The 26,880-nt window shown below is 44.2% G+C and carries 21 protein-coding genes; 17 read left to right on the forward strand and 4 right to left on the reverse strand.

What is annotated here, in order from left to right:
• The first annotated feature begins 36 nt into the window (after positions 1-36).
• Positions 37-951: a lantibiotic ABC transporter permease gene (locus tag HF322_RS03505; RefSeq protein ID WP_169392029.1), complete on the forward strand. Its 915-nt coding sequence runs from the start codon at positions 37-39 to the stop codon at positions 949-951.
• A 249-nt stretch (positions 952-1,200) separates the two neighbouring features.
• Here the strand turns inward: HF322_RS03505 and HF322_RS03510 are convergent, their stop codons facing one another.
• Positions 1,201-2,178 (reverse strand): LysR substrate-binding domain-containing protein, encoded by a 978-nt coding sequence (locus HF322_RS03510; protein ID WP_169392030.1) that lies wholly within the window; start codon positions 2,176-2,178, stop codon positions 1,201-1,203.
• A 101-nt stretch (positions 2,179-2,279) separates the two neighbouring features.
• Here HF322_RS03510 and HF322_RS03515 point away from each other — a divergent pair, with 101 nt between their 5' ends.
• From HF322_RS03515 to HF322_RS03535, 5 genes are all read left to right on the forward strand, one after another.
• Positions 2,280-3,365: a tartrate dehydrogenase gene (locus HF322_RS03515; RefSeq protein WP_169392031.1), complete on the forward strand. Its 1,086-nt coding sequence runs from the start codon at positions 2,280-2,282 to the stop codon at positions 3,363-3,365.
• A gap of 150 nt (positions 3,366-3,515) precedes the next feature.
• Positions 3,516-5,222 (forward strand): BCCT family transporter, encoded by a 1,707-nt coding sequence (locus tag HF322_RS03520; RefSeq protein ID WP_169392032.1) that lies wholly within the window; start codon positions 3,516-3,518, stop codon positions 5,220-5,222.
• Positions 5,223-5,375: 153 nt separating this feature from the next.
• Positions 5,376-6,515 carry a carnitine monooxygenase subunit alpha gene (gene cntA, locus HF322_RS03525; RefSeq protein WP_169392033.1) on the forward strand — a complete coding sequence of 380 codons (1,140 nt, stop codon included), beginning with the start codon at positions 5,376-5,378 and terminating at the stop codon, positions 6,513-6,515.
• A gap of 76 nt (positions 6,516-6,591) precedes the next feature.
• A complete protein-coding gene (locus HF322_RS03530; protein WP_169392034.1) occupies positions 6,592-8,043 on the forward strand; it encodes an NAD-dependent succinate-semialdehyde dehydrogenase in 1,452 nt (483 codons plus the stop codon).
• Between the two features lie 62 nt (positions 8,044-8,105).
• Positions 8,106-9,065: a PDR/VanB family oxidoreductase gene (locus HF322_RS03535; RefSeq protein ID WP_169392035.1), complete on the forward strand. Its 960-nt coding sequence runs from the start codon at positions 8,106-8,108 to the stop codon at positions 9,063-9,065.
• Positions 9,066-9,227: 162 nt separating this feature from the next.
• On the opposite strand, the gene HF322_RS03540 is transcribed toward HF322_RS03535, so the two are convergent.
• Positions 9,228-10,208 (reverse strand): NAD(P)H-quinone oxidoreductase, encoded by a 981-nt coding sequence (locus HF322_RS03540; protein WP_169392036.1) that lies wholly within the window; start codon positions 10,206-10,208, stop codon positions 9,228-9,230.
• 288 nt (positions 10,209-10,496) lie between these two features.
• Here HF322_RS03540 and HF322_RS03545 point away from each other — a divergent pair, with 288 nt between their 5' ends.
• The 11 genes from HF322_RS03545 (at position 10,497) to HF322_RS03595 (ending at position 23,600) form a co-directional block, all read left to right on the forward strand.
• A complete protein-coding gene (locus HF322_RS03545) occupies positions 10,497-11,489 on the forward strand; it encodes a DUF1852 domain-containing protein (RefSeq protein ID WP_169392037.1) in 993 nt (330 codons plus the stop codon).
• A 59-nt stretch (positions 11,490-11,548) separates the two neighbouring features.
• Positions 11,549-12,586, forward strand: coding sequence for a methionine synthase (locus tag HF322_RS03550; RefSeq protein WP_169392038.1), 1,038 nt, complete (start codon positions 11,549-11,551; stop codon positions 12,584-12,586).
• A gap of 26 nt (positions 12,587-12,612) precedes the next feature.
• Positions 12,613-13,104 carry a flavin reductase gene (locus HF322_RS03555; RefSeq protein WP_169392039.1) on the forward strand — a complete coding sequence of 164 codons (492 nt, stop codon included), beginning with the start codon at positions 12,613-12,615 and terminating at the stop codon, positions 13,102-13,104.
• A gap of 168 nt (positions 13,105-13,272) precedes the next feature.
• Positions 13,273-13,824, forward strand: a complete 552-nt coding sequence (locus HF322_RS03560; protein ID WP_169392040.1) for a hypothetical protein — start codon at positions 13,273-13,275, stop codon at positions 13,822-13,824.
• Between the two features lie 844 nt (positions 13,825-14,668).
• The gene (gene bhcB, locus HF322_RS03565; protein WP_169392041.1) at positions 14,669-15,655 is read left to right on the forward strand and encodes a beta-hydroxyaspartate dehydratase BhcB; all 987 of its coding nucleotides are present in this window, start codon (positions 14,669-14,671) and stop codon (positions 15,653-15,655) included.
• Positions 15,656-15,712: 57 nt separating this feature from the next.
• Complete coding sequence (gene bhcC / locus HF322_RS03570) at positions 15,713-16,864, forward strand: 3-hydroxy-D-aspartate aldolase BhcC (RefSeq protein ID WP_169392042.1); 1,152 nt, start codon at positions 15,713-15,715, stop codon at positions 16,862-16,864.
• 39 nt (positions 16,865-16,903) lie between these two features.
• Complete coding sequence (gene bhcD / locus HF322_RS03575; protein WP_169392043.1) at positions 16,904-17,893, forward strand: iminosuccinate reductase BhcD; 990 nt, start codon at positions 16,904-16,906, stop codon at positions 17,891-17,893.
• 332 nt (positions 17,894-18,225) lie between these two features.
• On the forward strand, positions 18,226-18,684 hold the full coding sequence (locus HF322_RS03580) for a DIP1984 family protein (protein ID WP_169392044.1): 459 nt from the start codon (positions 18,226-18,228) through the stop codon (positions 18,682-18,684).
• A 455-nt stretch (positions 18,685-19,139) separates the two neighbouring features.
• Positions 19,140-21,623, forward strand: a complete 2,484-nt coding sequence (locus tag HF322_RS03585; RefSeq protein WP_169392045.1) for a TonB-dependent siderophore receptor — start codon at positions 19,140-19,142, stop codon at positions 21,621-21,623.
• A gap of 110 nt (positions 21,624-21,733) precedes the next feature.
• Complete coding sequence (locus HF322_RS03590; RefSeq protein WP_169392046.1) at positions 21,734-22,441, forward strand: Fe2+-dependent dioxygenase; 708 nt, start codon at positions 21,734-21,736, stop codon at positions 22,439-22,441.
• A gap of 1 nt (position 22,442) precedes the next feature.
• Positions 22,443-23,600 (forward strand): alpha-hydroxy acid oxidase, encoded by a 1,158-nt coding sequence (locus tag HF322_RS03595; RefSeq protein WP_169392047.1) that lies wholly within the window; start codon positions 22,443-22,445, stop codon positions 23,598-23,600.
• Here HF322_RS03595 and HF322_RS03600 read toward each other — a convergent pair.
• Positions 23,586-25,877: a DUF3488 and transglutaminase-like domain-containing protein gene (locus HF322_RS03600; protein WP_169392048.1), complete on the reverse strand. Its 2,292-nt coding sequence runs from the start codon at positions 25,875-25,877 to the stop codon at positions 23,586-23,588. The two genes, HF322_RS03595 and HF322_RS03600, sit on opposite strands and share 15 nt — an antisense overlap.
• A complete protein-coding gene (locus HF322_RS03605; RefSeq protein WP_169392049.1) occupies positions 25,874-26,872 on the reverse strand; it encodes a hypothetical protein in 999 nt (332 codons plus the stop codon). Before HF322_RS03605 ends, HF322_RS03600 begins: the two co-directional genes overlap by 4 nt.
• Positions 26,873-26,880 lie beyond the last annotated feature (8 nt).

Genomic DNA, 26,880 nt, shown 5'->3' on the forward strand with positions numbered 1-26,880 from the left:
CCCGCTTTTTTTGAACATTTTTTATTAGGAAGGGTCATGCTTCTTCGTTTTATTGCGCGTCATAGCACCTTAATTATGCCAGTTTGCGCAATTGTAGGCTTTGTTTTTCCAGACTTATCCAATGCCGTATTGGTGTATTTACCGCAAGTACTGTTTTTTTTGATGTTTTTTACGCTGCTCGGCATCGACCAATATGCGCTATTAAAGCGGATAGCGACCCGCTATGTTTGGGTTTTTGCTTTATTTCAAAGCGCAGGAATGAGTCTAGTTTTAACATTAATCGCTTACATGCTTGGTTTACGTGGCGATTGGCTCTTGGCGATCGCAGGTCTGGGCGCTACTGCGCCATTGTTCGGGAGCGGCGCATTGGTCAATGCGGTGGGGTTTGATGCTCAACTGGCGACAGCAAAAACTATCGCGGCTACTCTTGTTATGCCATGCACTTTATTAGGCGTCTTATGGTTTTTAGGCGATAAAAATGCGCATTTAGACACCGGTCTTTATATCAAACGCTTGTTCGTTTATATTGTTTTGCCCATGGTGCTCGCAGTGGGGGTGCGCCGGTTCGTGTCGCCTGCTATTTTATTACGTTATTATCCCAAAATTGGTCAGTTTAATATTTTGCTCCTCATGTTATTTCCACTTGGACTGATGGCAGGATTTCGTTCTACGTTTGATCATGATCCGTGGCAAGCGTTGCTATTACTGGTGCTCAGCTCTGTATTGGCATTGGTGTTTTATTTTACTGCTTATTTCATATATCGGCGTTTTGGCGATGAAAATGCCATTGTCGCTGCGCTAGTTTGTGGCGGTCGCAATGTATTGCTAGCTTACACCATAACGGTACCTTTTATGGGCGCGGTGTTTTTACCGTTACTGGGGGCGTTTCAATTACCGGCATTTTGCTTACCTTTATTGGGTAAATATATGGCAAAACGGTATCTTTCATAACTCTCAAGCTATGGATTTTAATCAGCTTTCTAAGGCGTTTTTTTGACTGATTTTTGGAGGAATTAATGACTCTAAAATTTCTAAGCTGTTGCTATTTTTTATAAAAAATTTAGGCTAATTTGGCTATATCTTTATTTTACTTAAGTCTTATCTAAAACATTAGATTTAACAAATCAACTATAAAACTATTAAATTTGTAATTAGGTTTATAATTTTTAAATTCTCTAAAATATTAAGCTTATAATATGCTTAAATAAAAATTTTCTCTATCTGAGTATTAGTTGTATGTGCCAATATTTTTTTACCTTTAGTTAAATCGTTTAAGACACTCAACCGATTTGATAGTTCAGTTTGAATAAACAAAATACAAATCTTCAGCTTAGAAGACGTTTTTAATCGAGAAGGATAAACTGCCCAAATATCCGCATCTTGCCAATAACTGGTTAAAATATGTTCTAACTTATTCGTTCGTATTTCTTCTATAACATCCCAAACTGAGCAGAGCATAATGCCTCTGCCATCAATTGCCAATCTTTTTATGATATCGCTATTATTAGAAGTAAATTTTGGTTCTATAGAAATCGAAATATCTTCCATAGGGCTTCTTAATTTCCAAACATGATTTAATTGTTCTCTTTGTCTGGTTGCAAGCACCGTATGATGGTTTAAATCGTGTAAATCATCAGGCTCGCTATTTATCTCTAGATAACTCGGAGCAGCACAAATAATTCTATAATTGGGTAAAAGTTTTTTAGCAATCATATTAGGATCGACGTCATTGCCGACGCAAATTTCTAAATCCACGCTATTGGCAATTAAATCTAACGTGCGATCAACCGTGCTAAATTGAATTTCAAGCTCAGGATATAACGTCATTAATTTTGACAAAATCGGCGTGACATGGGCGCCGCCAAAGCTAAAATTACTCACTATGCTTATCTTACCGGTTGGTGAATTTTCCGGATTGTTTAAGACATCTTCTAGTTTTTCAAACTCATTGAGAATGTGAAAAACCCGCTCAAGTACCAATTTTCCATCTTCTGTCAGGCTAATATGCCGCGTACTGCGATGAAATAATTTGCAGTCAAGGGTATTTTCTAAGATACGAATGCGCTTACTGACATAAGCCGGAGATGCGCCAAGCTCATCGGCTGCCGCTGTAAAACTCTTCTTTTTTGCAACGGTATAAAACACATTTAAATCTGAAAGGCTAGGAAGATTATTCACGATCTGTGTTCCTTATATTAACGATTAGGTTGTTGCTCCTTTATTCTTACCTAAGCATCATAAATGTCAAGGAAGAAACCAAAAATCAGGAGCTTTACACTATGAAGTCTTTAAAAATAGCGGCATTAGCAGGTGATGGTATCGGGCTTGAAGTCTTGCCAGAGGGCATGAAAGTCGTCAATGCCGTTGCTGAAAAATATGACATTTCAATAGATTTTGACAGTTTTGACTGGGCGAGCTGCGACTATTATCTTGAGCATGGCAAGATGCTTCCTGATGATTGGTTTGATGCCTTAAAAGACTACGATGCCCTATTTTTTGGCGCGGTTGGTTGGCCTGAAAAAGTGCCGGATCACATCTCACTTTGGGGATCGTTGTTACAATTTCGACGTCAGTTTGATCAATACGTGAATTTACGTCCGGTGCGCTTAATGCCCGGTGTGACCTCCCCTTTAGCGAATAAAAAACCTGGCGATATAGATTTTTATGTCGTCCGTGAAAATAGTGAAGGCGAATATTCAGATATTGGCGGTAAAGCGTTTGAAGGTACAGATCGTGAGTTTGTCATTCAAGAGGCAATCTTTACCCGTCATGGCGTCGATCGCATTTTAAAGTACGCATTTGAGCTTGCAAATCATCGCGATGCTAAAAAGATCACGGCAGCTACAAAATCTAATGGTCTTGCGATAAGCATGCCCTATTGGGATGAGCGTGTGGCTAAGATGGCGGCAAACTATCCCGATATCAAGTTGGATATGCAACATGTGGATATTTTAGCTGCCCGCTTTGTGTTACAACCCGAACGCTTTGATGTGGTGGTCGCCTCCAATCTTTTTGGGGACATCTTATCTGATTTGGGACCTGCCTGCACAGGAACCATCGGTTTGGCAGCGTCAGCTAACCTAAATCCAGAACGCAAGTTCCCATCAATGTTTGAGCCGGTTCATGGTTCTGCACCTGACATTTTCGGTCAAAATATTGCAAACCCCATTGCGGCTATTTGGTCAGGCGCGATGATGCTTGATTTCTTAGGAGATGGAGATGAGGCTTTTGTTAATGCCAGTCAAGACATTATGAAAGGTATTGAACATGTCTTAGTCAATGGTCCCAAAACGCCTGATGTAGGCGGTACGGCAAGCACAAGTGACGTTGGCGATGCCATTGCCGAGTGGATAAAAAGCAATTAACCATCGTTTGATCTGATATAAGTGATTTGCTTTATTGGAGTGATAAAAGTACTAAGAAAGATGATAGATAAGTGATTTCAATGATTTTTGAAATTGGGATGTGATTTAAGTTATTGACTTAAGATCAATAATACAAAAGGACTTATTGATATGGATATCAAGCAAACAGAGTCACGAATAAAAGAGCCAAGCGCTGTAAAGCTGGATAAGTTTTTAGCAATCACAAGCTTATCTATCGTTTTTATTTCCGTATTTGCGCTTGCCGTTTATTCAAAAGCGTCCATCGACTTTACAGAAAAACTTTTGTATTGGAGTACCAAAGTTTTTGCGACCCCCGTTTTATTGTTTGGTTTTTTTGCCATTGTATTTGTGGTGGGTCTTGCTTTTAGTAAGTACGGCAACATTAAGCTTGGCGAAGGTAAGCCTGAATATAAAACGTCATCTTGGATTTTTATGTTTTTATTGGCAGGTTTAGGATCTTCAACTTTATATTGGGGATTCTTAGACTGGGCGTATTATTATCAAACGCCTGGGCTAAATATTGCGCCAAATACCGCTAAGGCTTTAAATTACAGTGTTCCCTATACCATGTTTCACTGGACGGTCAGTGCTTGGGCAATTTATGCTCTTGCATCAATTTCACTTTGTTATAGCTTCCATGTTCGTAAAAATAAAGGTCTAAGCCTTGCGTCCATCATAGAATCTATCACAGGATTTAAAGCAACGGGTGTTGTAGGACGCGTTGTTGATCTACTATTTTTATTATGTATGTTTGGCGCTTTAACCATCTCATTGGTGCTTACCGCGGTTACTTTTACGAATATTTTATCAGCGCTGACCGGCATCCCGAACAACTTCATGACCAATGCGATATTTGTGCTTTGCGTGTCCGTTTTATTTGCGCTGAGTTCCTATGTTGGTATGGATAAAGGCATGCAGCGGCTTAGTTCTATGGTTTGCTACGCTGTCATCGCTTTTGTGGCTTACGTCTTCTTTTTTGGTCCTACCGATTTCATTTTAAATAATACGGTTAATAGTGTCGGCACCATGTTTACCAACTTTGTCAGCATGAGTCTGTTCACCGACCCATTTGGCGATGGCAAATTTACGCGAGAGTGGACCGTATTTTATTGGCTTTGGTGGACATCTTATGCACCGGGAGTTGCACTATTTGTCGCTCGAGTGTCAAAAGGCAGAACGATCAGAGAAGTACTGTTAGCGATGTTGGTAGGCGGTAGCGTGGGAATGTGGATCTTCTTTGGTGTTCTTGAAAACTACAGCATCTATCAGTTTGTTAATGGATTAATTGACGTTCCTAGCGTATTGAGTGCTCAAGGTGGTGAAGTTGCCATATCGCAATTGTTGGCACTGTTACCCGGCGGCACCATAATGATGTGGATATTCTTAGCCATCACCGTTATCTTCTTAGCCGCTCATATGGATGCCGTAGGATATGCCGTTTCAGCAACGTGTTCTAAAGGCTTAAGAGAAGGTGAAGACCCCTCACCACGAACTCGGCTATTTTGGTGTGTGATGTTGACCCTATTGCCGCTTGCTATGATTTTTTCTAAAGCGCCTTTAGATACGATGAAAACGGCAACGGTCATCACCGCGCTACCATTTATCCTAATCATCTTAACCCAGACCTTTGGGCTGATAAAATGGTTACGAGAAGACTATGCTCACCTGCCCTCTTATCTGATTGAGCAAGGCGAAAAAGGTGAGTCTTTAAAACGGATTCAAGCTGACCAACTTGTCGCCGAGGATCAGCTTATAACAGAAGATCCGTCCCTATCAGAAAATCAAATTCATCGGAATACTCAGGAGGAAATTATAGTGTCGATACCTAAAACTTAGCGTTAACAACCATTGAGATTTTTACCAGTTATAAATGGCAATGGAAAATGAATATTAACTCATGTTTTACAGCGTTTAAATTCATTTTCTAACAGGGAGAAAGTTATGAATGCTCATGAAAAAAGCACCGTAAATACCAACAAGGAGTTCACTATGAAAGTACCTCATCAAGCAAACGAAGATGTGATAGAAGCGTTACCTGAAGATTTCTGCAAAGACGTTGATAATGCGTATACCTTACCTAAAGTTTTTTATACGTCCAAAACCGTCTTTGAAAAAGAAAAAGAAGAGATTTTTGCAAAGAGCTGGATTTGTGTTGGGCATGTGAGTGAAGTTGCAAAACCTAACGAGTACTTTACTAGAATGGTGGTTGGCGAAAATATCATTGTTATTCGCGGTAAAGATAGCGTATTGCGAGCGTTTTATAATGTTTGTCCCCATCGCGGTCATGAACTGCTTACCGGATCAGGAAAATCAAAAAACGTCATTACCTGCCCTTATCATGCTTGGACGTTTAAGCTTGATGGAACGCTAGCCTTGGCTCGCAACTGCGAAAATGTTGAAAACTTTGATAAAGAAGACTTCAGCTTAGTTTCTTTAAAAGTTGAAGAGTATGCTGGTTTTATTTATATCAATATGGACCCTGAGGCGACTTGTGTCGAAGATCAGCTACCAGGGTTTGGTCAAAAACTTACTGAAACCTGCCCTGTCATCAACGATCTCAAGCTTGCGGCGCGTTTTGTCACCAACACCGCATCAAACTGGAAAGTGATTGTCGATAACTATCAAGAATGTTACCACTGTGGTCCTGCCCATCCAGGATTTTCAGATTCTGTTCAAGTTGATAAATATTGGCATACTATCCATGAAAACTGGACGCTTCAGTTTGGTTATGCGCGATCTTCTGAAAAGTCGTTCAAACTTGACCCGTCGGTTACTGACGCCTCTTTTAGCGGTTTTTGGGTCTGGCCTTGCACCATGTTCAACGTGCCACCGGGTGGCGATTTTATGACGGTCATTTATGAGTTCCCAGTTGATGAAGAAACCACCCTTCAACATTATGATATTTACTTCTTAAATGAAGAGCTCACCCAAGATCAAAAAGATTTGATTGAGTGGTACAAGCATGTCTTTCGTCCTGAAGATTTGGACTTAGTTGAAAGTGTTCAGCGCGGTCTAAAATCACGCGGTTACCGTGGTCAAGGCAGAATCATGTCCGATCGACAACGCTCAGGGCTTAGCGAGCACGGCGTAGCTTATTTCCAAAGCCTTGTTGCTCAATATCATCAATAGCCAACAGATCATAAGATGAGGTAGAGCGCTTGATTTAAAAGCCTCTACCGAGTCAATCACCACCTTGGGAGCAGCAATGAAAAATTTAAAAAACAAAGACTTGTTTCAGCAATCGGCGTATATCAACGGTCAGTGGGTCGAGGCAGAAGGTAACGCCTGCGTAACCGTCACTAACCCCGCCACCAATGAAACCATAGGGTTCGTTCCTAATATGGGGCGCGATGAAACCGCAAAAGCCATCAATGGAGCTTACGATGCTTTTAAATCTTGGAAGGCGATGACCGCTCAAGAAAGAGCAGACATCCTTTTATCATGGCATAAGCTCACACTAGATAATGCCGAAGACTTAGCGCTGATTATGACGACGGAACAAGGCAAACCGTTTAGCGAAGCGCTTGGCGAGGTAAAATATGCCGCGTCGTTTATCCAGTGGTTTGCTGAAGAAGGCAAACGCATTTATGGCGATGTTATCCCAACCACCAATAAAAATCAGCGGTTTATCATCACAAAAGAGCCTTTAGGCGTGGTTGCGGCAATCACACCTTGGAACTTTCCGCTTGCGATGATTACTCGTAAAGCCGCTCCTGCTTTAGCGGCGGGCTGCCCGATCGTCATCAAACCTGCCAATGAGACGCCTTATTGTGCCCTTGCCATCGCTAAGCTTGCTGAACAAGCTGGCGTTCCTGCTGGTGTTATCAATGTTATTACGGGCGATTCTGCAACCATCGGCGATGTGTTAACCAGTAGCGAAAAGGTCAAAAAACTCACCTTTACCGGATCAACGCCTATCGGTCGCCTGCTCATGGGTAAATGTGCCGCTACCATTAAAAAAGTGGCGTTAGAGCTTGGTGGCAATGCGCCATTAATTGTTTTTGATGATGCCAATTTAGACAAAGCGGTCGAAGGGGCGCTGATGGCAAAATTCCGTAATGGCGGTCAAACTTGTGTTTGCGTTAATCGAATTTATGTCCATGAAGACGTCTATCAAGCCTTTACCGATAAGTTTATTGCGGCGGTAAAAACCTTAAAAGTAGGCAATGGCTTAGATGATAAAGTGAATATCGGACCGTTAATTAATGAAAAATCGATTACCAAAGTTCAAAGCCTGATCAAAGAAGCTTGCGATGATGGCGCAGTTTTAGCTTGTGGCGGCAATCGTCATGATCTTGGCGCAACTTTCTTTGAACCGACCGTTTTAACTCACGTTAATAAAGATATGAATATCGTCTCAGAAGAAATTTTTGGTCCTATTGCACCGATTATCAGCTTTAAAAATGATGACGAGGTCATTGAGCAAGCCAACGATACCATTTATGGACTGGCCGCTTACGTTTATACCGAAAATATCTCACGAGTGTTTACCATTTCAGAGCAGCTTGAATACGGCATGATCGGTATGAATTCAACCGCCATTTCAAACGAAGTTGTACCTTTTGGCGGGGTTAAGCAATCTGGAATTGGTCGTGAAGGCTCTAAATATGGCTTAGAAGAATTTCTCACCATAAAATATTTGTGCCTTGGTATCTAGGTATCTAGGTATCAATAAGTTAACTTTTACTGTTGTTAGAACTCTCTTAATAGGAGCTAAAAATGTCAGAAAATTATCAAATGTTTGCTTCTATAGTAACTAAAGTCGAACCACTCAATCCTAGAGTGAAGCGTTTTACTTTTCAGCGCGCGGATGGTCAGCCCTATCCGCCGTTCACCGCAGGCAGCCATATTTTTGTAAAAACGAATGAGGATTTTTCAAATGCTTATTCTTTAGTCAGTGCTACTGATGATTTGAGCCAATATCAGGTTTGTGTTCAAAGAGAAGATACGGGCAAAGGCGGTTCTGTATTTATGCACGATCATTGCGTTGAAGGGTTTAAGCTTGAAATCTCTTCACCAAATAACTTGTTTGAGCTGTGTCCATCAGACCAAAAGCATCTTTTGGTGGCAGGCGGTATTGGGGTCACCCCATTTATCACTTATATGGAAAAACTTGCTCAGCTTAATGCCAATTATGAGCTTCATTATGGTTATCGCACGCCTGATTATGCCCATTTATTAAGCCATTTAGATGACCGTGTTTTTGCCGATCATGTTAAAACCTACGACGGTCAAGATGGGGTTTGTTTGGACTTAGAGTCATTGATTTCAGAGCAGCCGATAGGAACGCATATTTATGTTTGTGGTCCTAAACCAATGATTGACGCCACAATTGAGGCTTGTCATAAATATCAGCACCATGAAGACAATATTCACTGGGAACAATTTGCGCCGATCACTACTGAAAATGGCAATGCTTTTACCGTCATTTTAGCCAAGTCAGACTTAACGATCGAAGTTCAACCCGAGCAAACCATATTACAGGCTATAGAGTCATTTAATATCGAGGTCGAATGCTTATGCCGTGAGGGTGTCTGCGGAACTTGTGAAACGGCGATTCTCAAAGGCGAAGCGGAGCATTTGGATCAATATTTAGATGAGGATGAAAAAGCAGCGCAAAACACCATGATGATTTGTGTTTCCCGCGCCCGTGGCAATGAGATCACCCTTGACCTTTAATTTAACTGCTTCATCCTTTTCACTTTATCCCCTCCTTACTCTGAGGGGATTTTTTTGGCTTGAACAAGTTTTAATATCTTAAGCGCTTTATTTTTTACTTCAAGCTACAAGTTAAAAACAATTTTGGAAAAGGCTCAAGAAATTTTAAATCGCTTACAGGTTCTAGGTCTCTAACGTCAAAACCACTTTTCCGATATGATCTCCTTTATCAAGCGCTTCATGAGCTTTTTTAACGTCATTGAAGTCAAATACTTGATAAATCATGGGCTTACACTCTCCTGATTCAATCAACGGCCAAACCTTTGCTACCAGCTCTTTAGCAATAATATGCTTTTCCTCAGCGCTGCGACCGCGCATGGTCGAGCCTGTAATCGTCGCTCTTTTAAGCATCAATTGCTGAAGATCAAACCGCTCGACAACTTGCCCGCCCATATAGCCAATGATGACTAATCGACCATCTTTTTTAAGCAAGGTCATGTTTTTATTAAAATAGGGCGCGCCGACGATATCAAGGATGACATCAACGCCTTTTCCTTTTGTAAGCGACAACACTTCTTTTTCAAAATCTGCTTTTTTATAGTTAATGATTTTACCATAGTGACTAAGAACGTTAACTTTATCATCCTGACCAACCGTGCTTATCGCTTTGATACCCAAAGCTTTGCAAAGAATGAGCGCCGTAGAGCCAATACCACTTGCTCCGCCATGGATCAAGACGACATCATCTTTTGACGCCCGCCCCAAATCAAAAAGATTTGCCCAAACGGTGAAAAAGGTTTCCGGAATTGCCGCCGCTTCCATAAAGCTTAAATTTTTTGGCATGGGCAAAACTTGGGTAAAGGGAACCGCGCAATACTCGGCATAGCCCCCGCCATTGGTCAGCGCGCAAACTTGATCGCCAACAGAAAACCCAACGACATCCTTGCCGATCGACTCGATGATGCCTGCAACTTCAAGCCCCGGAACGTTGGTCACGCCTGCTGGCATAGGGTATTTGCCTTGCCGCTGCAAAATATCAGGACGATTTACCCCCGCGGCTTTAACACCAATTAATACCTCATCATTGCCAATCGAAGGTATGTCTTGATGGCTAACTTTAAGCACTTCTGAACCACCAGGCTGAGAGATTTCGATAAATTTCATGTGATTTCCTAGGAGATATAGTTTTTATAGTTTGAGGATAAAATAGTTTCAGGATAAATTTGGAAAACTTGTAAATGACTCGCTTTATTTGCGATCATTTTTTAGAATTTTCAACCAATTCTCAAACCGATCCGTTGCTCCTATTAGTGATTATTGTAGCCAATCATTTCAATAATGAATTATATTCATCTTTTATTTAATTTAAACCATTTTTATTCATGTAAAATTTTAGTTATGATGGCTTCAATCACATATTTGGTTTTATCTTAACCGTTAAGGCAGATCACTATGAGCCACCAGTTTACTTGCGCCATCAACAAGATTCGTTTTGATGAAAACTATCGCCCTGCGAACAGCACTCGGCTGACCACCAACTTTGCTAATTTAGCACGCGGTGATCAGCGCGAAGACAACTTACGCAAAACGCTTACCATGATTAACAACCGATTCAACGCTCTAGCTCATTGGGACAACCCAACGGCGGATCGTTATTCTGTGGAAGTAGATATTATTTCTGCCACGATGGATATCGAAGGCAATGGCAACAGCTTTCCGGTCATTGAAATGCTGCAAACCACCGTGGTTGATCATAAAACGAACACAAAAATTGAAGGTATCGTTGGTAATAGCTTTTCCTCTTATGTTCGCGATTATGACTTTAGCGTGTTATTGCTTGAGCATTTTGATAAAAATCCATCCTGCCCGCCGCCCAAAGAGTTTGGTGAGCTTCATGGCAAATTATTTCAATATTTATTAAATTCAGAAGCTTATCAAGCCAATTTTAACAAGCAGCCGGTGATTTGCCTGAGCGTGTCAACCAGCAAAACCTATCAGCGAACGACCAATGAGCATCCAGTTTTGGGCGTGGAATACCAGCAAGATGAGTACTCATTGACCGATGATTATTTTCAAAAAATGGGCTTAAGCGTTCGCTACTTTATGCCTAAAGGCAGCGCGGCGCCCTTAGCGTTTTATTTTGCCGGCGACTTGCTCAGTGATTACACCGATTTGGAGCTGATCAGCACCATCAGCACGATGGAGACGTTCCAAAAAATTTATCGCCCTGAAATTTATAATGCCAACTCCACCGCCGCGCAAGTCTATCAGCCAAGCTTAAACTATCAAGACTACTCGCTCACTCAAGTTGAGTATGATCGCGAAGAGCGCAGCCAATTGGCAGTAAAACAAGGCAAGTTTACCGAAGAGCAGTTCATCAAGCCCTACCAAAATATTTTAGAAAATTGGGCAGCAAATTATGACGTGACGCAAATCGTCGCCTAATTTGAGCCTAAAAGGCAAACTGCTTAAACCCTAAAACCGAATAAAAAGACTGAAAAATTATGGCATTACTATTACCAACCTCAACCGCAGGAAGCCTTCCAAAACCGTCTTGGCTTGCTGAGCCTGAAAAGCTGTGGTCGCCTTGGAAATTAGAAGGCGAGCCATTGCTTGAAGCCAAGCAAGACGCGCTGCGATTGTCACTACAAGAACAAGTTCACGCCGGAATCGACATTGTCAGCGACGGCGAGCAGACGCGCCAGCATTTTGTGACCACCTTTATTGAGTATTTGGATGGCGTCGATTTTGAAAATCGCGAAACCGTTCGAATTCGCAATCGTTATGATGCCAGCGTTCCGACGGTTGTTGGCGCGGTGAGTCGTCAAAAGCCGGTGTTTGTTGACGATGCTAAATTTTTACGCGCTCAAACTGACAAACCAATCAAATGGGCGCTACCAGGGCCTATGACCATGATTGATACGCTTTATGACAATCATTACAAAAGCCGTGAAAAATTGGCTTGGGAATTTGCTAAAATCTTAAACCAAGAAGCGCGCGAACTTGAAGCAGCGGGCGTTGATATTATTCAATTTGATGAGCCTGCCTTTAACGTATTTTTTGATGACGTCAATGACTGGGGTGTTGCAACCCTTGAGCGCGCAATCGAAGGGCTTAAATGCGAAACCGCCGTTCATATTTGCTACGGTTATGGCATTAAAGCCAACACGGATTGGAAAAAAACGCTGGGTTCTGAATGGCGACAATATGAAGAAGCATTTCCAAAATTGCAGCAGTCAAAAATCGATATCATCTCGCTTGAATGTCAAAATTCACGCGTTCCTATGGAGTTAATTGAATTAATCCGTGGCAAAAAAGTAATGATTGGAGCGATTGATGTGGCAACCCATACTATTGAAACGCCAGAAGAAGTCGCCAATACCTTAAGAAAAGCTTTGCAATTTGTTGATGCGGATAAGCTTTACCCCTCAACCAACTGCGGCATGGCTCCGCTACCGCGTCAAGTAGCCCAAGATAAGCTTAAAGCGTTAAGCTTAGGGACAAAAATCGTTCGTCAAGAGCTGTCAAACGAGTTAAAATAAGTCATTGTTAACGTTAGGATTTTGTCATGATTGAAGCCACTGATTTTAAAAATGCCATGGCGCTGCTGACCTCCGCGGTCAATGTGGTCACCACCAATGGCGCATCAGGCAGTCATGGGTTTACCGCATCGGCGGTTTGTAGCGTGACTGACACGCCGCCAACCTTGCTCGTTTGCATGAATCATGCCTCAAGATCGCACTCGCATTTTGTGGACAATAAAACCTTGAGCGTCAATGTTTTAGGCGCTCATCATGAGCAAATTTCCAACGTTTTTGCTTCCAAGTTGCCCTCTAACGAGCGATTTGAGCATGGTTCTTGGTCGCAATTAACCACAGGAGCGCCGATTTTAGAAGACGCGCTTGTGAGCTTCGATTGCCAGATTGAACAAATCCAGCAAGTTGGCACGCATAGTATCTTTATGTGCCGCGTCCTTGCAATCAAACAAAGCCAACAAAGCGAAAGCTTGGTTTATTTTAACCGCGCTTATCATCAGGTGGGTCATCTAGAAGTCGTTTAAACTATCTTTTGGTATTTTTTAAAGCTTATTTATTTGTCCTTAAAATAGACTTGTGAAACTAGGCAAAAATATTTGATCCGTAAGAATCTAACCAAAAAAAGCCAACTTATATGGCATTTGCCCCTAGCATTAAGCTTGCTTATCAGCTCGCAAGCGGCTTGGTCTTGTATGCCATTGACCCCTAATGATGTGTTTATTGGTCGCATCAAGTCTATCAAAGCGCTGCCAATCCCAAGCAATCCCAATAGCTTTGATTGGCAATTTAGCAGCCATCGCTTTACTTTTCGGACGCTGCCGACCAAGTTGATTTACCGAACGCCTAAGACGTGGCAAAGTGACTTTGAACCAAAAAAGGTATCCGCCGGCGACTTAGTGGTTGGTCTTGGGTACAACTCTGATGGTAGTCAGCCAAACGACTATACCATTACGACCGTGGCTAAGCTTACCTGCGAAAATGACAAATTAAGCATTGCTAAACCTATTGTGCCTTATTTGGCTTGGAACCGTGAAAACGGCAGCTGCCATCATGATACATCTGATCCTAAAGACATCTTAGACGGCTTTATTCACAAAGACCACGCGTATTATTTACAAAAATTGCAGCAAAAATACCCCACTTGTCAACAGTTAATCGCGGCGTTTCCAACCCAAAGCGCCGATGCCAATCCCTCATTTTGGACAAAAATTAAGACATGGTTTCAGCGTTTAAGCCATAGCTGACAGCGCTCAACTTTTAAAAACTGTAATAATTCGCTATCATAAAGCCTTAATGATATATCTCATTTTTTGGCGATAGCTTAGTAAATCAAACTGCCTTTTATTAAATTATTTCAAATTTGGCTTGTAATTTAGCGTGATTTTCGGTATGTTAAGTAAAAATTTGTATTGCGGTTGCAGCTAGGCTTAGTCATAAATTCTGTTGCCACCGACTTTAGCAAAAAACCCTCATAGTTTCCGCAGGATAGCCTCTGCAAGACCTCTATCTCAGTATGATCACTGCTTGGATCTGCAAGATACGAAAAATAAATAGTAAAGGTCAGGAAGACTTTTACGACAATCTGGTTAAAAACCCTGAAATATAATTTTTATAACGGTTTTACGATGGCAAGGATGTTACTCAAAATGCTCAGCCCTCCTTTGTAATCCATAAACCAAATATCGCTAAGTAACAATCGTGCTTGATTCATCTTTGCGCCTAAATTTTAGGTTATCTTAATTTAAAAGCAAAGTATCGCTCGTGGCTGACAAATTGTTGCCAAGCAAAAAAGGCGCTAGGAAGTGGCTAATCTGTCTTCCTGATACCCCAAAAGTTATCCTCATATTTTTTTAAAACCACAACTGGTATAGAACGGGCAAAACTATTAAGCGCCTTAGTTCAAGGGGCTTGGCAAAAAATTTTGTGGGCTAGCTACTACAAGCAAAAATTTTAATAAAACCGCGTTATTTAAATGGCAGTGCTCAAAAGTAAATATGACATTGGTTGATTTTATTGAATCAGCCAAATCGCAAAAAAACTTTGAAATCATTGCAAGATCAACCAAACATCATTTGAAAGGAGATTTTTATGATTACAAACGAAGACGGCTTAACCATCCCAACTTTAGATGATATGCTTGAGGCTCATGAGCGCATTAAGCCATACATCCACCGCACGCCCGTCTTGACCTCACGTTTTTTAAACGAGATGGCAGGCTGCGAGATGTTCTTTAAATGTGAAAACTTCCAAAAAGCGGGCGCGTTTAAAGTTCGCGGCGCCTCAAACGCAGTATTTGGCTTGTCTGATGAAGAAGCGAAAAACGGCGTTTGTACGCACAGCTCAGGAAACCATGCGTTATCATTATCTTATGCCGCCGGTCAACGCGGTGTGCCTTGTAACGTGGTCATGCCTTACAGCGCCCCACAAGCAAAAAAAGATGCGGTTAAAGGTTACGGCGGGATCATCACTGAGTGCCAGCCATCAACCAGCTCGCGCGAAGAAGTGTTTGCTAAAGTCCAAGCCGAAACTGGCGGCGACTTTGTCCATCCTTACAATGACCCACGCGTGATTGCCGGTCAAGCAACCTGCTCACGCGAATTGCTTGAGCAAATGGAAGAGCGCGGCGAAAATCTTGACGCAGTTGTCGCCCCAATCGGCGGCGGCGGCATGATTTCAGGAACCTGCTTGACCCTATCAAACCTTGCGCCAAATGTAAAAATTTATGCCGCTGAGCCAGTAAATGCAGACGATGCCGCGCGCTCGTTCAAAGCCGGTCATATCATTGCTGATGATGCCCCAAGCACCGTTGCTGATGGCTTAAAAGTGCCTTTAAAAGATTTGACTTGGCATTTTGTTAGCAATTATGTCACTGATATCTTGACGGCAACCGAAGAAGAAATCATTGAAGCGATGAAGTTAACTTGGCGCCATATGAAAATCGTGATTGAGCCAAGCTGTGCAGTTCCTCTTGCAGTCATTTTGAAAAACAAAGACGTGTTTGCGGGCAAAAAAGTTGGCGTGATCATCACCGGCGGCAACGTTGATCTTGACAAATTGCCTTGGAACAACTGTTAATTATACGATTGATTAAAACCCTACCCTTTATAACCTGACGACCATGGAGAAATTACAATGTCAGATACTGAATTAGAAGTTGGCTTTAACGTTCCTGCTAAAGTTGGTATGGATGAAGCAGATATCCAAACCCCTTGCTTGATTTTGGATTTAGACGCCCTTGAGCGCAACATCAAAAAAATGGGCGACTACGCTAAAGAACACAACATGCGTCACCGTAGCCATGGCAAAATGCACAAATCAGTCGACGTTCAAAAATTGCAAGAAGAGCTTGGCGGCGCGATTGGTATTTGCAGCCAAAAAGTTTCTGAAGCTGAAGTGTTCGTTCGCGGCGGCATCAAAGACGTGTTGGTATCCAACCAAGTTCGTGATCCTGCTAAAATCGACCGTTTAGCTAAATTGCCAAAATTGGGCGCTAAAATCACCGTTTGTGTTGATGACGTTAACAACGTTGCTGAATTGTCAGAAGCGGCCGTTCGTAACGGTACTGAGCTTAACTGCTACATCGAAATCGATTGCGGCGCTGGTCGCTGTGGCGTTACCACTACTGAAGCCGTTGTTGAGATTGCCAAAGCCATCGATGCCGCTGAAAACTTGAAGTTCACCGGAATCCAAGCTTACCAAGGCGCGATGCAGCACATGGACAGCTACACGGATCGTAAAGCTAAGACTCAAGCGGCGATCGATCAAGTTAAAGACGCCGTTGATGCGCTAACTGAAATCGGTCTTAAGCCAGAATTCGTATCAGGTGGCGGTACTGGTAGCTACTACTTTGAAAGTAACTCAGGCGTTTATAACGAACTTCAGTGCGGCTCTTACGCGTTTATGGACGCTGACTACGGTCGTATCTTGGATGAAGATGGCAACCGTATTGACGCCGGCGAGTGGGAAAATGCGCTGTTCTTATTGACTTCAGTTATGAGCCACGCTAAAGCCGACAAAGCCATCGTTGATGCCGGTCTAAAAGCACAATCAGTGGATAGCGGCTTGCCATTCATCTACGGTCGTGACGATGTTGAATACGTGAAGTGTTCTGATGAGCACGGCGTAGTTAGCGATCCAAAAGGCGTATTAAAAATCAACGAAAAATTGAAATTGGTTCCAGGTCACTGTGATCCAACTTGTAACATTCATGATTACTACATCGGCGTTCGTAACGGTAAAGTTGAAGCCGTTTGGCCAGTTTCTGCGCGCGGTCGTGCCTACTAATCGCATCGATTTCGCGTAAGTAACTACAAGGAGTTTGTAATGAGTGTGGAAAACCAAGGCGGTCTTGTTATCGTCTCAGAAGCCGCTTGTAAAGCCGTGATTGATCGCGAATCTTCTTTTAAAGCCGTTGAAAGCGTTTTTGCAGCAATGGCGCGGGGCGATGCGTACAACTTCCCCGTCATCCGTGAAGCCATTGGCTATGCCGATGCGTTATATGGCTTTAAATCAGGATTTGATCGCGCGGGCAAAGCGCTTGGGCTAAAATCTGGCGGTTACTGGCCAGGAAACGAAGCCAAGGGCTTAACCAACCATCAATCGACCATCTTTTTGTTCGATCCTGATACCGGCAAATTGCGCGCACTGGTTGGCGGTAACTACCTAACTGCCGTTCGTACTGCCGCAGCTTCAGCGGTTTCTATTGCCCACTTGGCGCGAAAGGACAGCAAAGTGCTTGGCATGATCGGCGCAGGTCACCAATCAACGTTTCAGCTTCGCGCCGCCCTTGAGCAGCGCAAGTTTGAAAAAATCGTTGCTTGGAATGAAAACAAAGACCGCCTAGGCAACTTGCAAGCCATTGCTGAAGAAGCAGGAATCCCGTTTGAAGTGGTTGAGCGTGATCAGTTGGGCGCTGAGTCTGATGTGATTATCACCATCACTTCAGCGTTTGAGCCACTACTTATGAAAGCGTGGATCAAACCTGGAACGCACATTGCTTGCATGGGAACCGACACCAAAGGCAAACAAGAAGTTGATCCTGAACTGATTGCTGCTGCAACTGTCTTTACCGATGAGATTGCCCAATCAATCACCATTGGTGAAGCTCAGCATGCCGTGGCGCAAGGGCTGATTAAAGAAAGCGACATCACGCCTATTGGTGATGTGATCAATGGCAAGCACCCAGGTCGTAGCTCTGACGACGAAATTACCATTTTTGATGGTACGGGCGTTGGCTTACAAGACTTGGCAATTGCTTCAGTTGCCGCTGATCTTGCGATTGCAAAAGGCGAAGCTCAACAAATCGCGTTGTAATCTGATTTGATCGCCACTTGATATACTAAAGCAGCCAAATAACGCGATTATTTGGCTGCTTTTTTTGTGCCATAATCATAGCAAAGCAAATTTTAGTAATTAAAATCTGGCAAAACACTAAAGCAAAACTTTTTTATACGCCTGCTAACTTGATTGTAAATTTAAATGATAACAATGACAGTTGCTCTATTTAGCTCAATCATGAATAATCAAAGTGCGCTGGCGAACCTTTGAGAAAACCACTATACTGGTTTAAAACTTCTTTAAAAATTAAGGCATGAGCCTCAAAAATAAAAACGCCTGATTTTTGATAACTTCTTTAAGGCAAAATGATGACCCTTGCTGAAGCCCTATTAATCCGAAGCGACTTGCAAAAAAATTTAGCGCAGCTTAAGTCGCGAATTGCCAACAACGCCAAAGTCCAAGAAGGCGATGCGCCAAGCGAAAACCCAAATGAGCTGATTGTGAGCGCCCAAAAGCTGATCCGCGACTTATCAGCGTTGATTGCGCGGATTCACCGAACCAATGCCGCTGCCAAAATCGAGTCAGGCGAAACCATGCTTAGCCTGCTCATCGAACGCGACGAGCTTGAAATGCGCCATAAGCTGTTGATAGATGCTATTGACGCTAGTCGCAGCGAAACTGAGCGCTACAGCGCCCGCGAAATCCGCTGGACAGCCACTATTGCCACCGCGCCCCTACAACAACAAGCTGACGACATTGCCATGCAGCTTCGTAAGCTTAACATCCTCATTCAAGCGAATAATTGGCAAATTCAGCTGCTTGACTGATCGTTTTACAACGCCAGATTGGAGCCGATCGGGCGAGTGTCCGACCCCGAGATGCCGCCGCAGGGGGTTTTAAATATACTGTCGCGGCTTGCTACGCGCTTGGGGCAGGCGCAAAGTTACCCCTCATGCCCAGACTTTTGACTTATCATTGGTCATCTGTTAATCCTCACTACCAGACACTGACGGTCGGCTTCATTTTTATTTAAATAAACCAAACCCCTTTTAAAAAGGGGTTTTTTTATTGCCTTTTATCTTTAAAATTTTTAACGTTAACTTTCTTAACCTTTCTTAACCTTTCTTAAAATATTTCCTTACAAATTTTCTTAAAAATCATAGCATTAAAAATATGACCTTAAATATCGCTTGCAAAGGTAACGAAAATAAAGATAATGATAACAATTATCGTTAGTAATAAAATTTAACGTTACTTGACAAGGTATTTTAAGGAAAGAATTATGACAAAGGATTGCCCTACTTTTAACACCAATCCGAAGATAACAGCCAATCCCACGTTAATTCACAGCAAAACCCCATCAAAACCTATTATCTCTGAGCGCCATAAATCCTCGCTCACTCAAGCGCTGATGATGGCATCCACGGTTCCTTTGACCGCATTTTCAGGGCTTGCTGCTGCGGCTGAAGTTAAGAGCGAATTGCCCAGTACTTATTTACCTGCCATCCATGTTTATGCCAAGGCTAACACGGAGTTTAAAAAAGATAAGCTTGAAAATGTCAAATACACTCAGCCTTTGGTCGATACGCCGCAAACCATCACGGTCATTACCGAGCCACTGATTGAGGAGCAAAAAGCCTATAGCTTGGCAGAGGCGCTGCGCAATACGCCAGGGATTACCATGCAGCTTGGTGAAAATGGTCGCAGTAGTGAGGGCGATGCGATCAGCTTTCGCGGGTTTTCAGGGGACAGTTTGTTTTTGGTCGATGGCATTCGCAATATTGCTCCGGTCAGCCGCGACACCTTTAACGTCGAGTCAATTGAGGTGACCAAAGGCGTGACGGGCGCTGAAGTCGGTCGCGGCGCAACGGCAGGGGCGATCAACATCGTCACCAAAAAACCCAAACCCTTTGACGACTCTAGCGTAACCTTAGGCGTTGATACTGCCGCCAAATCGCGATTGACCGCAGATTTGAACCAAGTTTTTGAGGGTAATATCGCCGGTCGCCTCAATGTATTGTACGAAAAAGGCGATGTGGTCGGTCGCGATGTGGTCGAAAAAGAAAGTTTCGGGGTCGCGCCGTCCGTCACTTGGGGACTTGGAACGCCAACGCGCGTCACGGCAGGCGCAGAGCTGCTTTATCAGCGCAACATCCCTGACGGCGGCATCTCAACCGTCGGTCTTGATGGCTACTATCAAGGTCGCGCCGATTATAAAGCGTCCGAGCTTGACGTTTCTGCCCTTAATGGCAAATCCGCCGCCCAAGCCGCAAGCGAAATCAATACGGCAAACAAGGCGCTCAATAACGCCGCTGCAATCAATAGCCGCAACTATTATGGCAATAAAAACGACTTTGAAGATGTCGACAGCCAGCTTTATAACTTAATTATTGAGCATGATTTTAATGACCAATTGCAGCTGACCAACACCACGCGCTATGCGGACAATCAGCTCAAACGCGAAGTCTCCGCCCCCTATCAAGCTTATAATACGGCGCTTAGTGTGGACAGCTCAGGAAAAGTGACCGAAGATGCTGCGCTTAAAAACTTAGGATTAAATACAACTGACCCAAGCACGTGGCGAGTTCGCGCTATTCGCCAAGGCGTTGATCGCACCAACACCACTTTGGCAAACCAAACCAACATCAATTTATTTGATGTCAAAACGGGCAGCATTTCACACGATATCAGCACCGGAATTGAGCTTTTACATGAAAAACAGGTGAACCATACCCTTGCCCGCAGCCCCGATGTCAATGATTATCCATTGTTATATACGCCTAATGTCAATATGCCACAAAGCCAAATGATACCCAATGGCGCCAAAACCAAAGGTCAAACCAAAACTGTTGCTGGCTATATTTCAGATACCTTATCGTTTAATGACAAATTAAAACTCAATGCAGGGCTTCGCGCGGACAATTATCATACCAGCTTTGAAGAGGTTGCCACGGATGGCAAAAGCGCTGAGCTTCGCGATAGCGGAACTTTGATCAGCTATAAAGGCGCGCTGGTTTATAAACCAACGCCGCAATCGAGCCTTTATACCAATTATGGCGTCTCGCAAACGCCGCCCGGAAGCAGCAACTTTAGCCTTGCCAACACCGGTCGCAACGCTACGAGCCCTGCAAGCAATCCTATTTTTGACCCGCAAGATACTAAAAGCTTTGAGATTGGCGGTAAAATTGAAGTGTTAAATGACCGCTTAAGTTTGGGCGCGGCATATTACGACACCACCCATGAAAATGAGCTTGCGGTTTTGGATTCAGCGACCAACACTTACACCCAATTTGGCAAACGCACGATCAAAGGGATTGAGCTGACCGCTCAAGGCGAGCTGACCCCGCGCTGGCGTTTAAACGCAGGGCTACAAACGCTAAAAACCAAAATCAAAGACGGTACGACCGGAATTAATTCACAAAACGCCTCTGCTCGCTGGTCTCCTGAATTAACCGGAACGCTTTGGAGCAGCTACGACATCAATGACAAATTTACCATTGGCGGCGGCGCACGCTATGTCGGCGAGCAAAAACGTCAAACTGACCCCAACGCTGATTTGAGCGCCACCAACATGCCTGTCATTCCAGACTATTGGGTTGCTGATGCTTACGCCTCCTACCGCATCAATGACGCGCTATCCGCTGATTTAAACGTTTATAATATTTTTGATAAAGAGTTCATCGAAACGCTTAACAACGGCGGCGGTCGTGCCACATTGGGTGAGCCGTTAAATGCGCTGCTCACATTAAAATATAAGTTTAGATAAATTTTTGCTAACAAGTCATAACGCGGCTTTAGGTTATGACTTACTTTATTTTAATTTGTACTAATCATTAAAGCTTAACGTTAATTTTTAAAAAATCACAGGCGCTTTTTATGCTTCACGTCATTGAAAACGTAGTGCCCCTTGAGATCATCAAACAAATACGAACAATGCTTGAAAGCCATAACGCCGATTGGCAAGATGGCAAACAAACGGCAGGCGCCAGTGCCAAAAACCAAAAGGACAATTTGCAACTGGCTCGCAGCTCACCTAATTATGAAAAAATCGCAGAAGTTTGCCTAAAAGCGCTCAAGCAGCATCCCGTTTTTATGTCCGCCGCCCTCCCCAAAATGATATTGCCGCCCTTATTTAGCTGTTATGAAAACGGTCAGCATTATGGCAATCATGTGGACAATGCCATTTTGCCGCATCCGATCACCAATGAGCCGCTGCGCTCGGATTTGTCCTTAACCTTGTTTTTAAGCGACCCTGACAGCTATGAAGGCGGCGAGCTGATCGTTGAGGACAGCTTTGGCAGTCATCAAATCAAGCTTGCTGCGGGCGATGCGATTTTATACCCCGCCACAAGTTTGCACCGAGTCAACGCGGTCACCTCCGGCAAACGCTTAGCACTTGTTACTTGGATTCAAAGCTTGGTTCGCAGTCACGAGCAGCGGCAGATTTTACATGATTTGGATATCAGCCATATTTTATTGCGGCAAAAATTGCAATCGATGGGCGCAATGGAGTCAGTCGCCCGCGAGATTGAAGCGCTTAACAAAAGCTATCATAACCTGCTTCGGCTTTGGGCGGACTGCTGATATGGCAAGCGCTCAATGGCAACCTATTTGGTCACAAATTCCCGAGCAGATGGTCAGCTTGCCCGATTATGAAGCAGCAGCTCGGCAGTTTTTGCCGCAAGCTTTACAAGCGTTGTTATTTGAAAATAATTTGCAAGAACAAGACACCAATGCCACGGCTTTAGATGGTAAATATTGGCTGCCAAAGGTGTTATCCCCTGCAATCCCAAATTTAGCCTGCCATCTTTACAATCCCAACTCTGCGGTGCCTTTAGACCTTCATCTGCCGCAACCGCTTTGGCTCAGTCCGGTCGCCCATCATAAGCTTTATCACCCCATGGGTGAGCTGGCAACGCTTGAGGTCGCAAATTTATTGCAAACGCCTTGCATTTGGAGCAGCTTAGGAAATACGCCGTTTGCTAAACTTTTAATTCAAGATCATCTGCCAAACACCGTTCAATGGTATTGGCAACCGCTGCCAACAACTCAACCCTTAAGCCCAAAGCAGTTGTTGGACGCTTTTGCCGATCGCCGTGAGTATAATTTGCAGCTGATTCATGACTTGGTCAATCAAGGGATGACGCTTTTGGTTTTAACGGTTGATGCGCCGCATTCTGGCGTTCGGGCGGTCAGTCGCCGCTTTGGCGCAAGCATTCCGCCTAACTGTCAAGCGGTAAATTTACCAAAAGCTGCTGAAAAATCTGCGACCACTTTGGCTAAGCTAATGGCAGAAGCCCCAACTTGGGACGATATGGCTTGGCTTGTGGCGCACAGCCCAGTTCCGGTGCTGCTCAAAGGGATTTTGGATAACGATGATGCTAGGCGCGCTCAAGATATTGGCTGTGCGGGCATTATTGCTTCCAATCATGGCAGGCGCGTGTTGCCAGATATCCGACCTGTTGCTGATTGCTTGCCAAAATTACGCTTAGCAGTTGGCAATAACTTTGTCATTATTGCCGATGGCGGCGTTCGCAGTGGTAGCGATTTGGCAAAGCTTTTGGCACTTGGCGCGGATGGCGTTGGCATTGGTCGCGGTTACATTTATGGCTTGGCATTGGCAGGGGCGCTTGGTGCAGCCCACGTGATAAAACTGCTGATTGAGGAGCTTGAGGTCACCATGGCAATTTTGGGTGTAAAAAATATCAATGAATTAAAAGGCTTAGCGTTATTTGATCATTGATTGCAGCGCTTTAACTTGCCGATTTAATTGCTCAAGGGCTTGCTTATAATCGGGATCTTTTTGGTCAAGCTGACTTAATCTGCCATAGCGCAACTGCCGGTAAGTCGTGATGACCTCACTAATCGCAGCTTTTAATGGCGCATTGTCATCGGTCAGCGCGTCTTGAAGCCTTTTTAGCCAAGCCAACTGCCCCTCAACGTCATTTTTGAGTAATTCAGACTGAGTGTTGCCGATGTTTTTATTGAGCATGACCAACGCTTTGTCCGCCGGATGAACGTATTTGCGCCGCCGAAGCCAAATCATTATCGCAATTAACGTCATTATAATTGCGGCGGTGATGGCAAGCCAAAGGATTTGCTGAGTGATGGTTTTGATATGAAACCATTTTAAAAGCGCATTGGACTGCTTGTCTTGATCGTAGCCGACGATGTCTTTTTGCCAATAGTAGCTGGCTTGGTCGGACAAACGGCGCAGCGATTGCAACAGCTGATATTGCTGATAGCTGAGTTGCGCGCCTGCCCCGCTGCCAAACATTGAAGCGCCGCGCGATTGGGTCAACGAATCCATCCCTTGCTCAACGCGCTCAGGGGCTACAAAAGCGGTCGGGTCAACGCGAACCCAACCTTGATTCTCAAGCCAAACCTCCGACCACGCATGGGCGTCCATTTGCCGAACTTCCCAAACATTGCCACCGCGACCAAGCTCGCCGCCTTGATAGCCTGCGACCACCCGAGCCGGAATTCCTGCCGCGCGCATCATAAAGGTAAAACTTGACGAATAATGCTCACAAAATCCGGCGCGAGTACCAAATAAAAAGCTGTCAATGCGGTCGCGATCAAGCTTGGGTGGCGATAAGGTATAGCGAAAATTTTCGCGGTTAATCCAGCGCTCAAGCGCTTGGATATAGCGAAGAGGGTCATTTCCCGACTGGCTAAATAACTGCTTTGCCAGTTGTTTTGACTTGGCATTTCCCGTATTTGGTAGCGCCAAGTTGAGTCGTCTGTCAGCGTCAGTTAATATCGGATCAATGACCATCGGCGCAATTCTAAGCGCCTCATAACGAAGCTGCTGAGTGACTGGCTGCGGCGTGACCAAGGTAAAATTGGAAGTCATTGCCACATCAGGGCGCTGCGAGAGTGGATAATCAAGCCCAAACAACCAGCGCTGCTGCGTCGGCTCTAAAATAATCTCGTAGCGGCTTGGCTCAAGCTTGGCGCTATCAGGCGCGGTTGCCAGCGCGTTATTGAGCCAAGTCGGCGTTTGCCGATTGGGCGACCATTGCCAAAATGCTTGATTCTGATAGTCCGGTCGCCAAGCCACCCCATCAAAATCGCTAAACACCAAGCCGCGCCAATAAAGCTCGCTTTGGTCGGGTCGCGCGCCTTTAAAATCAACGCGAAACGCCAGCGTCGTTGACTGCCCCAAATTGGCAAAATCACCCGGTGACATGCTATCGGAAACGCCTGTAGTGGCTTGATTTCCAGAAAGCTGAACCGACCAAAGCGGTGGCAATCTTGGAAAAAATAAGAACAGCACAACCAACAGCGGCACTGCTGAAATGCTCAATATCCCAAGGGTTCTCAGCCGACCGCTTCCTGCTTGGTTGCCGTCATCGTTGAGCGCAATAAACGCTAACAATACGAGCAATGTGCCGATGATGACTTCTAAGGTTGTGATCAGCCCTTGATCCATCAAAAACAGCGCCGCCAAAACAAACAGCGATAAATTGAGCACCACATAAGCATCGCGTAAGCGGTACAGCTCCCAAAGCTTGCTGATCAAACAAAGCAATAAAAAAGCCACCCCCATATCAAGACCAAACGCTGTTTTATAAGTCAGCCAAAGCCCCAACAGCCCAAGCAAAAACCCAAACATTTGCACCCCTTGATAAAGGCGCTTTTGGGCATTGGCAGGCTTTAATTTTAATCGAGATGCGGTTGATGATTCAGAAGTTGCGGCAGATTTGGTAGGCGTAAACGATGCAAACTTGGCTTTAACTTGTGGCAATTGCGCGATGATGCTGATGGCAGCAAACCCCATTAACCAAAACGGCAAATTGGCAGCATGCGGAAAAATAACGGCAACTTGCGTTATCAGCACCCAATAATAAGCTGGCAGCGCGATCAATTTTTTAGCTATTGAGCTTGGCGGCTTGACGTGATTATTAACAAGATTTGGTTGACCTTGCGCCAACCGCTCAAAGCTTGATGCCATGCTATTTTTTACCAAAGCATCTGGCGATAAGGTTGGTTGAGAATTGGATGACGGTATTTTCATGGTGCTTTTGCCAACCGTAACAAGCAAGATTGGACAAACCCTGAGCCTTGACCAACGGTAGATTGGCTTGTCAAATCGCTCGGCAATATCAGTTGAAACGGTAAATTTAACCGCCCCATTTCATTGACAGCAAACGCTAGTTGCGACAGTTTTTGTTCGTGAGTGGTCGCGGGCATATCTGCATAATCCAAGCGGTAATCAAGACCTACCGGATCCGCAAAATGCTTGGTCAAAAGCCCTTGACCGCGCGCCAAATGCGCCCAAGACACGCGCGCCAGCGACTCACCTTCCACAAAGCTTGATAATTTATCAAAGTCATCTTGACCGCTGATGCTTTGATTGCCCGTGATCAGATCGGCATTTTTCAGGGTTGCTCTTTTTTCTGTCCAATCAAAGCGCAAAGGCTTTGGCGTGACCCAAGTGGTTTTGGCAAAATAAATCACCGACCACGCGCGCATAATTCCAAATGGATAAGTGGTTTTTATTTGTAGTTTTGGTAGGGTCAACTCACCGCGAAGGCTGGTGGCAACGGGCAATTGCAGCTCTAATTCGGATTTGAGCTGAGGCAATAACACAGTATTTTTGTGGCTAAACTTGGTATGACTAAGCTTGTTATTTTGATCGGCAAAACCGATGAGCAGTTGCCGCCTAGGCTGACGGCTGTCATTGATAAGCTTGAGCGTCACCCAAACCGGATCGCCGGCTTCAGCAGTAGTGATGTCAACCAATTCCACCTTAAGCCCTGAAATATGGGTAAAAGTGATATGAAAACTGATAAACCAAACGCTTGCCAAATAAAAGCACAAACCAAGCACCAAATTATTGGCGTAATTGATCCCTGCAATAAAGGTGATGATCAATAAAACGGCAAACAGCCCGCCCTCTTTACTAAAAAAGATATAAACGTTGCGCAAATTCAGCTGAGCGCTGTCACTGTTCGGCGCACGCTTGGCAATCTGGCGCGACACCCAAGTGGAAACCGTCGAAGCTGGCATGATCCCTC

The organism is Psychrobacter sp. MF31 (genome assembly GCF_012847335.1).
In the GTDB taxonomy this organism is placed as follows: Bacteria; Pseudomonadota; Gammaproteobacteria; order Pseudomonadales; family Moraxellaceae; genus Psychrobacter.